Raw genomic sequence first — 14,593 nt, 5'->3', positions numbered from 1 at the left:
TCACGCTCCCGTGGCGACGAGGAGGGCGGCGACCGCCAGGACGACGGTGCCGGCGAGCAGCGCGCTCACATAGGTCTGGACGTTGCCGGTCTGGGCGCGCCGTACGGCGGTGCCGAGCCAGCGGGGCAGGGTGCCCGCGCCGCTTACGTAGGTGTCGACGACCTCGCGGTCGAGGAACCGGACGAGGCTCGCTCCGGCCTGCACCGGGCGGACGAACAGGGCCCGGTAGACGGCGTCCAGGTGGAAGCCGGCGGCCGCGTGGCGGTGGAGCGGGCCGAGCAGGAGCCGGCCGGGGTCGGCCGGGTCGGGGGCGGAGGCGATGTCCCCGTAGGCGGGCGCGTGGGTCGCGATGGCCTCGGCCTCGACCTGTCCGGCGTCGCCCTCGGGGTGGGCGGCGACCGCGCCCAGGGGGACGCGGGCGGCGGCGGCGGTGTGCCGCCAGGCGCCGTACAGGACGAGGGCGCCGGCCAGGGCCAGGCCCGTGCCGAGGACGGAGGTGGTGAGGGTCGGGGCGAGGGCGCCGCCGTCGAACCAGTCGGGGAGCGTGCGGTAGGCGAGCCCGCCGAGCGCGAGGGAGGGGACGGCGAGCACCCACAGCACGACGGTCATCGGCAGGGGCTGCCGGCCGTGGTCGGGGGCCTCGGTGCCCCGGCCGCGGAAGGCCAGCAGCCACAGACGGGTCGCGTAGGCGGCGGTGAGGAGGGCGGTGAACAGGCCTGCGACGAGGACGAGCCAGCCCGCGGCGGCGGGGGCGTGCCCGGTGTGGCCGGTGGTCACGTGCTCGGCGGCGCCGAGGACGGACTCCTTGGAGAAGAAGCCGCTGAACGGCGGGATCGCGGCGAGCGCGAGGAGCGCCACGGTCATCGTCCAGAAGGCGTCGGGGACGCGGTCGCGCAGGTGGCTCATACGGGACATGGCGGCCAGCGAGTTGGTGCTGGCGGCGTGGATGATCACGCCGGCCGCGAGGAACAGCAGCGCCTTGAAGGCGCCGTGCGACAGGAGGTGGAAGACGGCGGCACCGCGGTCGCCGACGGCGAGGGCGCCGGTCATGTAGCCGAGCTGGCCGATCGTCGAGTAGGCGAGGACGCGCTTGATGTCGTCCTGGGCGAGTGCGGCGAGACCCGAACCGGCCATGGTGACGGCGGCCATGACGGCGAGGACGACCATCGCGGCCTGGGAGGCCTCGAACACCGGGAGGAGGCGGGCCACGAAGTAGACGCCGGCGGCGACCATCGTCGCGGCGTGGATCAGCGCGGAGACGGGTGTCGGGCCGGCCATCGCGTCCGGGAGCCAGGTGTGGAGCGGGAACTGCGCCGACTTGCCCGCCACGCCCGCCAGGAGCAGCAGGGCGATCAGGGTGGGGTGGTCGAGTCCGCCGTGCGCGACGGCGCCGAGCACCTTCGTGATCTCGAAGGAGCCGGCCTCGGTGGCGAGGGCGAACAGGCCGATGAGGAAGGGGACGTCGCCGAGCTTGGTGACCAGGAAGGCCTTGATGGAGGCGGCGCGGGCCTCGGGGGTCTCCCAGTAGTGGCCGACCAGGAAGTAGGAGCAGATGCCCATGACCTCCCAGCCGACCAGCAGCACGATCAGGTCGCCGGAGTAGACGACCAGGAACATCGCGGAGGTGAACAGGGAGACGAGCGCGGCGTAGGAGGGGTAGCGGGGGTCCTCGCGGAGGTAGCCGGTCGAGTAGATCTGCACGCAGGCAGCGACGAGGCCGACCAGGACGGCGACGAGGGCGGCGAAGCCGTCGATGTGCAGGGCGAGCTCGATCGGCACCGAGCCGGTGGGCGTGAGTTCGGTAGCCGCGTCGACGGCCGCGTCACCGCCCTGCCGTACGGCGACCAGGGCGGCCAGGACGAGGGAGGCGAGGGTCGGCAGGACGGCGAGCGGGCGGACGAAGCCGGGGGCCGTGCGGCCCAGGAGCAGACCGGCGACCGCGCCGAGGAACGGAAGGAGGGGGACGAGGACGGCGAGGGTGGTCGTGGTCACGCGGTGGCCTCAGCCTTCTCGGTCCGCTCGGTCGGTTCGGCCGTCCGGGCGCCACTGCCGGTGCCGTGACCGTCGGGGTCGTCGGTGCCCGGGTCCTCGGCGGTGTCGCGGAGTTTGTCGATGTCCGCGGTGCCGCGGTTGCGGTGGACGGCGAGGACGATCGCCAGACCGATGCCGATCTCGGCGGCGGCGATGGCGATGGTGAACAGGGTCAGGGCCTGGCCGGAGTGCAGGGTCTCCTCGGCGGTGCGGCTGAGCCACACGTCGAAGGCGACCAGGTTGAGGTTGACGGCGTTGAGCATCAGCTCGACCGACATCAGGACCAGGATCGCGTTGCGGCGGGCCAGGACGCCGTACAGGCCGGTGCAGAAGAGGAGGGCGGAGAGGACGGCGGGATAGGCGAGGTGCATCAGCGGGCGCCTTCCTTGTCACTCCGGTCGCCGGGGGCGGACGCGGTGGCGGCGGAGGCGCCGGGGGTGGGCGTCCCCGCGTCGGCCGTGGCCTCGGCCGTGGCCTTGCGGGACAGGACGATCGCGCCGACCAGGGCGGCGAGGAGGAGGACGGAGAGGGCCTCGAAGGGGAGGACCCAGTGCTGGAAGAGGCTCGCGCCGGTGACCTCCGTCGAGCCTGCGGCCGGGCCGTCGAGGTCGATCCAGGTGGTGCGGAAGGCGTCGACGACGACCCACACCAGGGCGGCCGCGGCGGCGAGGGCCACGGCGAGGGCGGCCCAGCGGTTGCCCGAGTCGGCGTCCGGGGAGCGGCCGATGGGGGCCCGGGTGAGCATCAGACCGAACAGGAGGAGGACGACGACGGAACCGACGTAGATGAGGACCTGTACCCAGGCGATGAACTCGGCGGTGAGCAGGAGGTACTCGACGGCGAGGCCGCCGAGGCTGACCACCAGCCACAGGGCGGCGTGCACGAGTTGCCGGGTGGTGACGGTGACGAGGGCGGCGCCGAAGGTGACCAGGCCGACGAGGAGGAAGGCGATCTCGACGCCGGTCGGGGAGAGGAAGCCATGGGCTTCGGCCGCGAGGTTCACGCGTCCCCCTCCCTCTGCTGCGGCTCGGCCTGCTCCTGGGCCTGGGTCGCGGCCAGCTTCTCGGCCGTCTTGCGGGCGGCGGCGATCTCCTTCGGTTCCTCCGCGCCGGGGTCTAGGGCGGGCGGTGCCGGGACGGTCCACATCCACTCGCGGAGTTTGTCGCGTTCGTGGGTGAGCTCGCGGATGTCGGTCTCGGCGTACTCGAACTCCGGGGACCAGAACAGGGCGTCGAAAGGACAGACCTCGATGCAGATACCGCAGTACATGCACAGGGAGAAGTCGATGGCGAAGCGGTCGAGGACGTTCCGGCTGCGTTCGCGGCCGCCGGGGGTCGCCGCCGGCACCGTCTCCTTGTGGGAGTCGATGTAGATGCACCAGTCGGGGCACTCACGGGCGCAGAGCATGCAGACCGTGCAGTTCTCCTCGAACAGGCCGATCACCCCGCGGGTGCGGGGCGGGAGGTCGGGCTGGGTGTCCGGGTACTGCTCGGTGACGGTCTTCCTCGTCATCGTGCGGAGGGTGACGGCCAGGCCCTTGGCGAGGCCGCTGCCGGGGATGCGGGACCGGGTGGGCGGGGACGGCTCGGCCATGGTCACTGGATCACCACCTTGACGATGCCGGTGAGGGCGATCTGGGCGAGGGAGAGGGGGACGAGGAGGGTCCAGGACAGTTTCTGGAGCTGGTCCTCGCGCAGCCGGGGGTAGGTGACGCGCAGCCAGATGACGACGAAGGCCAGCAGCGCCGTCTTCAGCAGGGTCCAGACCCAGCCGAGGCCGTCGGCGCCCCAGGGGCCGTGCCAGCCGCCCAGGAAGAGGACGGTGGTCAGACCGCACAGGACGACGATCCCGGCGTACTCGGCGAGGAGGAAGAGGGCGAAGCGGAGACCGGTGTACTCGGTGTACGCGCCGAAGATGATCTCCGAGTCGGCGACGGGCATGTCGAACGGCGGGCGCTGGAGCTCGGCGAGGCCCGCGACGAAGAAGACGATCGCGCCGACGATCTGCCAGGGCAGCCACCACCACTCGAAGGCGTCGAGGATGCCGGGGATCGACACCGTCCCGGCCGCCATCGCCACCGAGGCGGCGGTGAGGAGCATCGGGAGTTCGTAGGCGAGGAGCTGGGCGGCGGTGCGCAGTCCGCCGAGGAGGGAGAACTTGTTGGCGCTGGCCCAGCCGGCCATGAGCGAACCGAGGACGCCCACGCCCATCACGGCGAGGACGAAGAAGACACCCGCGTCGACCACCTCGCCGACCGCGCCCTCGCCCGGCCCGATCGGGATGGCGAGGAGGACGAGGAGGTACGGGAGGAGAGCGACGGCGGGGGCGAGCTGGAAGACGCGGCGGTCCGCGCCGGCCGGGACGACGTCCTCCTTCTGCGCGAACTTCACGCCGTCCGCGACGAGCTGGGCCCAGCCGTGGAAGCCGCCGGCGTACATGGGTCCGAGGCGGCCCTGCATGTGGGCCATCACCTTGTGCTCGGTCTGACCGACGATCAAGGGGAAGGTGAGGAAGACGACGAAGACGACCAGGAGTCGCAGGGCGACGTCGAGAGCGTCGTTCACTGCGGGCCTCCTGGGCGGTTCTCGGGGGTCTCGTCGGTGGGGAGTCGGGGTTCGCCGGCGGGGGGCTCGCCGGCGGGGGACTCGGTGTCCCGGGACTTGGTGCCGCGGGGCTCGTCGGCGGAGGGCTCGCCGGCATGGGACTCGGTGTCCCGGGACTTGGTGCCGCGGGACTCGTCGGCGGAGGGCTCGCCAACGTGGGACTCGGTGTCCCGGGACTTGGTGCCGCGGGGCTCGTCGGCGGGGGACTTGTCTTCGGGGGACTTGTCTGCGGGGGGCGTGCCGTCGGGGGTCTCGGCGGCGCGGGTTCCGTCGTCGCCGGACGGTCCCTCGTCAGGGGCCGGCCGCCGCACTTCGGTGGCCTGCGGGTCCGGTTCGTCGAAGGCCGGGCGGGCGTGGTGCCACGGGGCGTCGGAGCTGCGCGGGGACGGCGACGGCGCCTGGTCCCGGGTGGCCTCCGCGGGAGCGGGCGTCCGCTGGCCGACCGAGCCCTCGCTCGCGCTGCGGGACCGGCGCGGTCCGCTCGTGCTCCGGGGGGCGGGCGGGGCGGAGCGGTCCGTCCCGCCAGTACCGCCAGTACCGGCAGTACCGGCAGTACCGGCAGTACCGGCAGTACCGCTTGTCGCGCCTGTCGCGCCTGTCGCGCCGGGCTCGTTTGTCGCGCCTGTCGCGCCCGCCTCGGCAGCTGAGGTGTCCGCGGGAGCCGGGGCGTTCGTGGGCGACGGTGTGGCCGAGGGGGCGTCCGCCGACTGGCTGACCGAGCCTTGGGCCGCGGACCGGGTGCGGCGTGCCGGGCGCTCCCCGGCGGCCCGTGCGGGACGGTCACCCGCGGCCTGTACCGGCCGGTCGCCGGCCGCCGCGCGTGCCGGTCGTTCGCCGGCCGCACGGCCCGCCGCACCCCGCGCCGGGCGGGCCGGTGCGGGAGGGAGCTGGCCCTTGAGGGGGCCCCACTCGTTGGGGTCGGGGACGCCCGGGGGCAGCATCTGGCGGCGCTTGGGGCCGCCGTGCTCGGACTCGCCGGGTTCCTTGGCGCCGGGCCAGGCCTTGGCGACGCGGGCGGCGAGGACGAAGTCCTTGCGCAGGGGGTGGCCCTCGAAGCCGTCCGGCAGGAGGAGGTGGTCCAGGGCGGGGTGGCCCTGGAAGACGACCCCGAACATCTCGTGCGTCTCGCGCTCGTGCCAGGCGGCGCCCGCGTAGACGCCGACGACGGAGGCGAGGACCGGGGACTCGTGCGGGACCGTCGTGCGCACCAGCAGCCGGCGGACCGGTGACAGGGCGACGACGTGCGCGGCGACGCGGAAGCCGGTGCCCGGTTCGTCGACCGCGCTCAGCCAGTCGAAGTAGGTGCAGTCCAGTCGGTCGCGGGCGGTCTCCAGGGCCGTGGTCCAGGCGGCCGGGGGGACGTCCACGGTCAGGACGTCGTAGGCCTCCTCGGCCGTGGCGTCCGGGCCGAAGAGGTCCTCGACGGGTGTGGGCAGCCAGCCGGCCGCGGTCATCGGTCCGCCTCCCCCGGAGCGGTCGGGCGCGACGCGTCGGCCGGCGGCCGCACGAGGCCGCTCTGGAGCGCCGCAGCCGACGGGCGGGCGGGGCCGGCGGCGTAGCGCTCGCCGAGGGACTCGCGCGCGATCTTCTCCTGGAGCTTGAGGATGCCCTGGAGCAGCGCCTCGGGGCGGGGCGGGCAGCCGGGGACGTAGACGTCCACCGGGATGATCTGGTCGACGCCCTTGGTCACGGAGTACGAGTCCCAGTAGGGGCCTCCGCAGTTGCTGCACGCGCCGAAGGAGATGACGTACTTCGGCTCGGGCATCTGCTCGTAGAGGCGCTTGATGGCCGGGGCCATCTTGTCGGTGACCGTGCCCGAGACGACCATGAGGTCGGCCTGGCGGGGGCCGGGGGCGAAGGGGATGACGCCCAGGCGGATGAAGTCGTGGCGGGCCATCGACGCGGCGATGAACTCGATCGCGCAGCAGGCGAGGCCGAAGTTGAAGACCCAGAGGGAGTAGCGGCGGCCCCAGTTCAGGACGACCTTCATCGGCTCGGGCGCGAGGCGGGCAAGGGTGCCCAGCCGCTTCGGCTCCGGGAGCAGCACGGGTTCCGAGGGGGTCACGTCCATGCCAGGACGCCCTTCTTGTATGCGTAGAGCAGGCCCACGGCCAGGAAGCCGAGGAAGAGGAACATCTCCACGAGGGTGGTGGCGCCGTAACCGGGGGCCGCGAAGACCGTCGCCCAGGGGAAGAGGAAGATCGAGTCGACCGCGAAGATCACGTAGAGGAAGGCGTAGACGTAGTAGCGGACCTGGGTGTGGGCCCAGCCCTCGCCGACGGGGTCGACGCCGCACTCGTACGTCAGGAGCTTCTCGGGGGTGGGGACCACCGGGCGCAGCAGGCGGCCCGCGCCGAAGGCGACCGCGACGAACAGGACACCCACGGCGACGAGGAGTCCGACGACCGCGTAGGAGTGGAAGTAGTCCGACGCGACGACGACCGTCGAACCCTTCACCGTTTCGTGCGACGTCTGGGGCACCGTCCGTCCCTCACTCCTCGGCCTCGGCCTGTTCGACGATCTGTACGCACGGGAGTCTAGGGCCTGATAAAGGCACGGTAAGCAGGCCGTCACGTCTGGGGCAACGGGGGTGGGGTTTTCCCCAGGCGACAGGGGCGGCGGACTCCATGGCGCGGTGGCGCGGCACGCGGCACGCTAGCGCATATGACCGTATCCCAGCCCGCGCCCGGCACCGGGCACCCGCCCGCGGCCGCAGCCACCGGACACCCGGCCACGGCCACGGCCACCGGACACCCGGCCTTCCCCGGACCTGCCGGAACCGCCGGAACCGCCGGAGCAGCCGGAGCAGCCGGAGCAACCGGACCCGCCTCCGCACCAGCCGGAACCGCCGGAGCAACCGGAACCGCCGGTACCGCTGGTGTCCCCGGAGCAGGCGGAACGGGCGGACCTGGCGGAAGCGGCGGCCCTGGCGGAAGCGGCGGACCTGGCGGCACCAGCGGAGCGGGGCGTCCGACCGCCGTGATCGTCGCCGGGCGGGGTGCGGCGCGAGGCGACGACCGTCCGCCGCCGGCCCGTCTCGCCTACGACGCGCACACGTGGAAGGAGATCACGCACCTCCTGGCGAACCTGCCGATGTCGCTGTTCGGCTTCACGTACGTGATGACGGTGCTGTTCACGGGCGCCGCGTTGACGCTGACGGTGACCGGGCTGCCGCTGCTCGCGCTGGGACTGCTGGGGGCGCGGCTGATCGGCCGGTTCGAGCGGGGGCGGGCACGGCTGCTGCTCGGGGTGCGGATCGACGAGCCGAGTCCGCTGCCGTTGCGCCGGGCGGGCAACTTCCTCCAGGGAATGTGGCTGGCGCTGAAGGACCCGGTGGCCTGGCGGACGGTGCTGTACGACTTCGTCCGGCTGCCGTGGGGGATCCTCACCTTCACGACCGTTCTCGTCTCGCTGTTCGTGCTGTGGCCGGTGCTGCCGTTCCTGGCGCGCGGGCTGGCCAACGCGGACCGGGCGATGGTGCGGGCGCTGCTGTCCCCGTCCGACGAGCTGGAGCGGCGGATCGCCGAACTGGAGTCCGACCGGGGGGTCGTGGTGGACACGGCCGCCGCCGACCTGCGGCGCATCGAGCGGGATCTGCACGACGGGGCGCAGGCCCGGCTCGTCAACCTGGCGATGGGGCTGGGGCTGGCGAAGGAGAAGCTGCTGGAGGACCCGGACGCGGCCGCGGCGATGGTCGAGGAGGCGCACGGCGAGGTGAAGCTGGCGTTGCAGGAGCTGCGTGATCTCGCCCGGGGCATCCATCCGGCCGTCCTGACCGACCGCGGCCTGGACGCGGCGCTGTCGGCGGTGGCCTCGCGGTGCGCGGTGCCGGTCACGGTGATGGCCGACCTGCCGTCGAGACCGGCGCAGGCCATCGAGGGCATCGCCTACTTCACCGTCTCCGAGCTGCTGCAGAACGTCAGCAAGCACAGCGGGGCGCGGTCGGCCTCCGTGGACGTGTGGCGGGTGGAGAACCGGCTGCTGATCCAGGTCGTGGACGACGGCCGGGGCGGCGCGCGGCTCGACGGCGGCAGCGGGATACGGGGGCTGGCGGAGCGGCTGGGCGCGGTGGACGGCATGTTCGTCGTGGACTCGCCGCCGGGCGGCCCGACGACGGTGACCGCCGAGCTGCCCTGGCGTGACCGGACCGACCCGGGCGGATCCGCGAGGTAGGGAAAACCCCCCGTCCAGGACGCCGATGGCCTCCATGGTCCACGGGCCGGTGTCCGAGGAGGGTGGAGACAGGGGACGACACCCGCGGACGAGACGAGTAGAACGGACCACGCCGATGGCCACGCAGTACAGCGAGTACGGGGACTACCCGCGGTACCCGGACGGGCACGGAACCGGCGGCGCGCGGCGGCACCGGCTGCCGCGCGCGCTGCGGGCGCCGGTCGAGGCGCGGGCCTGGCGCGAGTTCGCCTATCTGCTGCTGAGCCTGCCGATCAGCATCGTGCTGTTCACGTTCGTGGTGACGATGCTGTCGCTGGGGGCGGGCCTGCTGGTGACGTTCCTCGGCATTCCGGTACTGGCGGCGGGGCTGGCCGGGTGCCGGGGCCTCGGTTCGCTGGAGCGGGCGCGGGCGCGCGCACTGCTCGGTCTGGAGGTGGCGCCGCCCGAGCCGCTGCGCCGGCGCGGGCACGGTGCCCTGGCCTGGATGGGCGCGGTGCTCCGGAGCGGCGCGTCCTGGCGGCACGCGCTGTACGCGGTGCTGCACCTGCCGTGGGCGGTGTTCTCCTTCTCCGTCGCGGTCGCGTTCTGGACGTACGGCTGGGCGATGCTGACGTATCCGCTGTGGTTCTGGGTGTTCCCGATGTACGGCGGGCAGGGCGGGCTCCAGTTGTACGGGGACGAGCAGCACCGGATCTACCTCGACAACCCGTTCGAGATCACGGTGACCGCGCTGGTCGGGCTGTTGTTCACGCTGGCGACGCCGTGGATCGTGCGGGCGTTGACGACGGTGGACCGGGTGCTGGTGCACGGGCTGCTCGGGCCGTCGCGGCTGGCGTCGCGGGTGGTGGAGCTGGAGTCCGACCGGGGGGTGGTGGTCGACACGGCGGCGGCCGACCTGCGGCGCATCGAGCGGGACCTGCACGACGGGGCGCAGGCGCGGCTGGTGGCGCTGGCGATGGACCTGGGGCTGGCGAAGGAGAAGCTGCGGGAGGATCCGCGGGCGGCGGCGCGGATGGTGGACGAGGCGCACGGCGAGGTGAAGACGGCGCTGCGGGAGCTGCGGGACCTGGCGCGGGGCATCCACCCGGCCGTCCTGACCGACCGCGGCCTGGACGCGGCGCTGTCGGCGGTGGCCTCGCGGTGCACGGTGCCGGTGACGGTGGAGGTCGACCTCGCGGAACGCCCGGCGCCGGCCATCGAGGGCATCGCCTACTTCACCGTCTCCGAGCTGCTGCAGAACGTCAGCAAGCACAGCCGGGCGCGGTCGGCCTCCGTCGACGTGTGGCGGGTGGAGAACCGGCTGCTGGTGCAGGTCGCCGACGACGGCGAGGGCGGCGCGGACGCCTCCGCCGGCTCGGGCCTGGCGGGTCTGGCCGAACGGCTGGACGCGGTGGACGGGATCCTGCTGGTGGACTCCCCGGCCGGCGGGCCGACCAAGGTGACGGCGGAGCTTCCCTGGCGGTCGGCCCGGACAGGCACCTCCAGGGGGCCGGACGCCTCTGAGACGGCAAGGCACGTATAGGCGCCCGGACGCCTTAGAGACGGGCCGGACGCCCGGAGCAACCCGAACCTCTCCCGGACAGCCGGCGTCCAGCCGTCCAGCCGTCCAGCCGTCCAGTCGTCCAGCTGTCCGTCCGGCCGTCCGTCCGGCCGTCCGTCCGTCCACAGGCATGTCCGGTCTGTCCACAGGCTCGGGGGGGATCTGTCCACAGGCCCGGTGGCGAGGAGCGGATCGCGCGATACTGAGGGCCGACGACGGACGCGGAAGCGCTGGGGGGCCGGAGATCGTGGAGAACAGGGTGCGGGTGGTCATCGCCGAGGACTCGGTGTTGTTGCGGGAGGGGTTGACCCGGCTGCTGACCGACCGGGGGCATGACGTCGTGGCGGGGGTCGGGGACGCCGGGGCGCTGGTGAAGACCATCACCGAGATGGACGCGGCGGGCGAGCTGCCCGACGTCGTGGTGGCCGACGTGCGGATGCCGCCGACCCACACCGACGAGGGGGTGCGGGCCGCCGTGCAGCTGCGCAGGTCGCATCCCGGGCTCGGGGTGCTGGTGCTGTCGCAGTACGTCGAGGAGCGGTACGCGACCGAACTGCTGGCCGGCTCCAGCCGCGGCGTGGGCTATCTGCTCAAGGACCGGGTGGCCGAGGTGCGGGAGTTCGTGGACGCGGTGGTGCGGGTCGCCGAGGGCGGTACGGCGCTGGACCCGGAGGTGGTCGCCCAGTTGCTCGGGCGCAGCCGCAAGCAGGACGTGCTCGCGGGGCTGACCCCGCGGGAGCGTGAGGTGCTGGGACTGATGGCCGAGGGGCGGACGAACTCGGCGATCGCCAGACAACTGGTGGTGAGCGACGGAGCGGTCGAGAAGCACGTCAGCAACATCTTCCTCAAGCTGGGGCTGTCCCCCAGTGACGGGGATCACCGACGCGTTCTCGCGGTCCTCACCTACCTGAATTCGTGACGGGATGGCACTGTGCCCCCGTCAGGGCCGGCGCCGGGGCTCCGATCGAGCGCCGGCCGGCTCCATGACCGAGCCGTGAACCGGACGGTCGTCGCGGCAGAACCGGCGCGTGGGTCGGAGCGTCTTCCGGCACAGCACCGGCAGGGCACGAAATCATGACTTGTCAGGGCGCCGGGCCGTCTCAGGGCAGTGACCGTCATACGAATGGCCGAGGGAAGGCAACCCTTACCGACGTAGGGTTGATCCGGGGAGGCCTGGGGAAGGCCGCTCCCGGACAGCCACCTCGAGGGAGGTCCAGTTCAGTGACCAGTCAGGTCAGCAGCACAGCGGAACAGGCCGACGGAACCGTCGTGGGAGAGCAGCGCGGTCCGGGCGGGACGAAGAGCGTCCGTCGTCTCGACCGGGTGATCATCAGGTTCGCGGGAGACTCGGGCGACGGTATGCAGCTCACCGGCGACCGCTTCACCTCGGAGACGGCGTCGTTCGGCAACGACCTGTCCACCCTGCCGAACTTCCCCGCCGAGATCCGCGCACCCGCGGGCACCCTTCCCGGCGTCTCCTCCTTCCAGCTGCACTTCGCCGACCACGACATCCTCACCCCGGGGGACGCGCCGAACGTGCTGGTCGCGATGAACCCGGCCGCCCTGAAGGCCAACATCGGGGACGTGCCGCGCGGGGCGGAGATCATCGTCAACACGGACGAGTTCACCAAACGGGCGATGCAGAAAGTGGGCTACGACAGCTCACCGCTGGAGGACGGTTCACTCGACGGCTACCAGCTCCACCCGGTGCCGCTGACGACACTGACCGTCGAGGCCCTGAAAGATTTCGACCTCACCCGTAAAGAGGCCGAGCGCAGCAAGAACATGTTCGCGCTCGGCCTCTTGTCATGGATGTACCACCGGCCCACGGAGGGCACGGAGAAGTTCCTGAAGTCGAAGTTCGCGAAGAAGCCGGACATCGCGGCCGCCAACATCGCCGCGTTCCGCGCCGGCTGGAACTTCGGCGAGACCACCGAGGACTTCGCCGTCTCCTACGAGGTGGCCCCGGCGGCGAAGGCCTTCCCGGTCGGCACCTACCGCAACATCTCCGGGAACCTGGCCCTGGCCTACGGCCTGATCGCCGCCTCCCGCCAGGCGGACCTGCCGCTCTTCCTCGGCTCGTACCCGATCACCCCGGCCTCCGACATCCTGCACGAGCTGAGCCGGCACAAGAACTTCGGCGTCCGCACGTTCCAGGCCGAGGACGAGATCGCGGGCATCGGGGCGGCCCTGGGAGCGGCGTTCGGCGGTTCGCTGGCCGTGACCACGACAAGCGGGCCGGGTGTGGCGCTGAAGTCCGAGACCATCGGGCTCGCGGTGTCGCTGGAGCTGCCGCTGCTGGTGGTGGACATCCAGCGGGGCGGCCCCTCCACCGGCCTGCCGACCAAGACGGAGCAGGCGGACCTGCTCCAGGCGATGTACGGCCGCAACGGCGAGGCACCCGTCCCGGTGATCGCCCCGCACACCCCGGCCGACTGCTTCGACGCCGCCCTGGAGGCCGCCCGGATCGCGCTCGCCTACCGCACTCCGGTGTTCCTGCTCTCCGACGGCTACCTCGCCAACGGCTCGGAACCCTGGCGCATCCCGGAGCCGGACGAGCTTCCGGACCTGACCGTGCAGTTCGCCCAGGGCCCCAACCACACGCTGGAGGACGGCAGCGAGGTCTTCTGGCCGTACAAGCGGGATCCGCAGACCCTCGCACGGCCGTGGGCGGTCCCGGGCACCCCCGGCCTGGAGCACCGCATCGGCGGCATCGAGAAACAGGACGGCACCGGCAACATCTCCTACGACCCCGCCAACCACGACCTCATGGTCCGCACCCGCCAGGCGAAGATCGACGGCATCGACGTCCCCGACCTCGAGGTCGACGACCCGCAGGGGGCGCGCACCCTGGTGCTGGGCTGGGGCTCCACGTACGGGCCGATCACGGCGGCCGTACGGCGGCTGCGGGCGGCCGGGGAGAGCATCGCGCAGGCCCATCTGCGGCATCTCAACCCCTTCCCGAAGAATCTGGGGGCGGTGCTGGAGGCGTACGACGCAGTCGTGATCCCCGAAATGAACCTGGGCCAGCTCGCCACCCTGATCCGGGCGAGGTATCTGGTCGACGCGCACTCGTACAACCAGGTCAACGGCATGCCGTTCAAGGCGGAGCAGCTCGCCACCGCGCTCAAGGAGGCCATCGATGGCTGAGACGACCGGTTCGTCCGGGGCAGGCACGGGCACGATCGAGGCGCTCTCGCTCGTGCCGAAGGCCGAGGCCCGGCAGTCCATGAAGGACTTCAAGTCCGACCAGGAAGTGCGCTGGTGCCCCGGCTGCGGTGACTACGCGATCCTCGCCGCCGTCCAGGGCTTCATGCCGGAACTGGGCCTGGCCAGGGAGAACATCGTCTTCGTCTCCGGCATCGGCTGCTCTTCCCGCTTCCCGTACTACATGAACACGTACGGCATGCACTCCATCCACGGGCGGGCACCCGCCATCGCCACCGGTCTGGCCGCCTCCCGGCAGGACCTGAGCGTGTGGGTCGTCACCGGGGACGGCGACGCCCTCTCCATCGGCGGCAACCATCTGATCCACGCCCTGCGCCGCAACGTCAACCTGAAGATCCTGCTGTTCAACAACCGGATCTACGGGCTGACCAAGGGCCAGTACTCCCCCACCTCCGAAGTCGGCAAGATCACCAAGTCGACGCCGATGGGCTCGCTCGACGCGCCCTTCAACCCGGTCTCCCTGGCCCTCGGCGCGGAGGCGTCGTTCGTGGCGCGGACCGTCGACTCCGACCGCAAGCACCTGACGGAGGTGCTGCGCCAGGCCGCCGCCCACCCCGGCACGGCCCTCGTCGAGATCTACCAGAACTGCAACATCTTCAACGACGGCGCGTTCGAGGTGCTGAAGGACAAGCAGTCGGCCGAGGAGGCGGTGATCCGGCTGGAGCACGGGCAGCCGGTCCGGTTCGGCACCGACGGCTCGAAGGGTGTCGTACGGGACCGGGCCACCGGTGATCTGCGCATCGTCGCCGTGACCGAGGAGAACGAGGCGGAGGTGCTGGTCCACGACGCGCGCTCCGCGTCCCCGACGACCGCGTTCGCCCTCTCCCGCCTCGCCGATCCGGACACCCTGCGCAACACGCCCATCGGGGTGTTCCGCGCCGTCGAACGGCCGGTCTACGACACCCAGATGGCCGAACAGCTCGACACCGCGGTCGAGCAGCACGGCAAGGGCGACCTGGCGGCGCTGCTGGCCGGCGGGGACACCTGGACGGTCGTCGGCTGAGACGGCCCGGAGCGG

General features: G+C 72.3%; 13 protein-coding genes. 5 read left to right on the top strand and 8 right to left on the bottom strand.

Features of this window, described 5'->3' with window-relative positions:
- The 8 genes from ACFV9M_RS34160 to ACFV9M_RS34125 are packed head-to-tail and all read right to left on the bottom strand — an operon-like array spanning window position 1 to window position 7,115.
- Window positions 1-1,992, bottom strand: coding sequence for an NADH-quinone oxidoreductase subunit L (locus tag ACFV9M_RS34160; RefSeq protein WP_385071684.1), 1,992 nt, complete (start codon window positions 1,990-1,992; stop codon window positions 1-3).
- A complete protein-coding gene (gene nuoK / locus ACFV9M_RS34155; protein ID WP_385071687.1) occupies window positions 1,989-2,402 on the bottom strand; it encodes an NADH-quinone oxidoreductase subunit NuoK in 414 nt (137 codons plus the stop codon). The genes ACFV9M_RS34160 and nuoK overlap by 4 nt, the downstream gene beginning before the upstream one ends.
- On the bottom strand, window positions 2,402-3,034 hold the full coding sequence (locus ACFV9M_RS34150; RefSeq protein WP_385071690.1) for an NADH-quinone oxidoreductase subunit J: 633 nt from the start codon (window positions 3,032-3,034) through the stop codon (window positions 2,402-2,404). The genes nuoK and ACFV9M_RS34150 overlap by 1 nt, the downstream gene beginning before the upstream one ends.
- On the bottom strand, window positions 3,031-3,624 hold the full coding sequence (locus ACFV9M_RS34145; protein WP_385071693.1) for a NuoI/complex I 23 kDa subunit family protein: 594 nt from the start codon (window positions 3,622-3,624) through the stop codon (window positions 3,031-3,033). The genes ACFV9M_RS34150 and ACFV9M_RS34145 overlap by 4 nt, the downstream gene beginning before the upstream one ends.
- A gap of 2 nt (window positions 3,625-3,626) precedes the next feature.
- Window positions 3,627-4,595, bottom strand: coding sequence for an NADH-quinone oxidoreductase subunit H (locus ACFV9M_RS34140; protein WP_385071696.1), 969 nt, complete (start codon window positions 4,593-4,595; stop codon window positions 3,627-3,629).
- Complete coding sequence (locus ACFV9M_RS34135) at window positions 4,592-6,088, bottom strand: NADH-quinone oxidoreductase subunit C (protein WP_385071699.1); 1,497 nt, start codon at window positions 6,086-6,088, stop codon at window positions 4,592-4,594. The genes ACFV9M_RS34140 and ACFV9M_RS34135 overlap by 4 nt, the downstream gene beginning before the upstream one ends.
- Window positions 6,085-6,705, bottom strand: a complete 621-nt coding sequence (locus ACFV9M_RS34130; RefSeq protein WP_385071701.1) for an NADH-quinone oxidoreductase subunit B — start codon at window positions 6,703-6,705, stop codon at window positions 6,085-6,087. The genes ACFV9M_RS34135 and ACFV9M_RS34130 overlap by 4 nt, the downstream gene beginning before the upstream one ends.
- On the bottom strand, window positions 6,696-7,115 hold the full coding sequence (locus ACFV9M_RS34125; protein ID WP_385071704.1) for an NADH-quinone oxidoreductase subunit A: 420 nt from the start codon (window positions 7,113-7,115) through the stop codon (window positions 6,696-6,698). Before ACFV9M_RS34125 ends, ACFV9M_RS34130 begins: the two co-directional genes overlap by 10 nt.
- Before the next feature lie 498 nt (window positions 7,116-7,613).
- On the opposite strand from ACFV9M_RS34125, the gene ACFV9M_RS34120 reads away from it, so the two are divergent.
- From ACFV9M_RS34120 to ACFV9M_RS34100, 5 genes are all read left to right on the top strand, one after another.
- Window positions 7,614-8,807, top strand: coding sequence for a sensor histidine kinase (locus ACFV9M_RS34120; RefSeq protein ID WP_385071707.1), 1,194 nt, complete (start codon window positions 7,614-7,616; stop codon window positions 8,805-8,807).
- A 115-nt stretch (window positions 8,808-8,922) separates the two neighbouring features.
- Window positions 8,923-10,329: a sensor histidine kinase gene (locus ACFV9M_RS34115; protein ID WP_385071709.1), complete on the top strand. Its 1,407-nt coding sequence runs from the start codon at window positions 8,923-8,925 to the stop codon at window positions 10,327-10,329.
- Window positions 10,330-10,594: 265 nt separating this feature from the next.
- The gene (locus tag ACFV9M_RS34110; protein WP_385071711.1) at window positions 10,595-11,266 is read left to right on the top strand and encodes a LuxR C-terminal-related transcriptional regulator; all 672 of its coding nucleotides are present in this window, start codon (window positions 10,595-10,597) and stop codon (window positions 11,264-11,266) included.
- Window positions 11,267-11,568: 302 nt separating this feature from the next.
- The gene (locus tag ACFV9M_RS34105) at window positions 11,569-13,497 is read left to right on the top strand and encodes a 2-oxoacid:acceptor oxidoreductase subunit alpha (protein WP_385071714.1); all 1,929 of its coding nucleotides are present in this window, start codon (window positions 11,569-11,571) and stop codon (window positions 13,495-13,497) included.
- Entirely contained in the window at window positions 13,490-14,578 is a 1,089-nt protein-coding gene (locus tag ACFV9M_RS34100) for a 2-oxoacid:ferredoxin oxidoreductase subunit beta (protein WP_385071716.1), read from the top strand. Before ACFV9M_RS34105 ends, ACFV9M_RS34100 begins: the two co-directional genes overlap by 8 nt.
- The last annotated feature ends 15 nt before the right edge of the window (window positions 14,579-14,593 follow it).

Source organism: Streptomyces sp. NPDC059895 (assembly GCF_042731035.1).
Taxonomy (GTDB): Bacteria; Actinomycetota; Actinomycetes; order Streptomycetales; family Streptomycetaceae; genus Streptomyces.
Note: the sequence above shows the minus strand (reverse complement) of the source record. Positions and strands in the feature narration are given on the sequence as shown.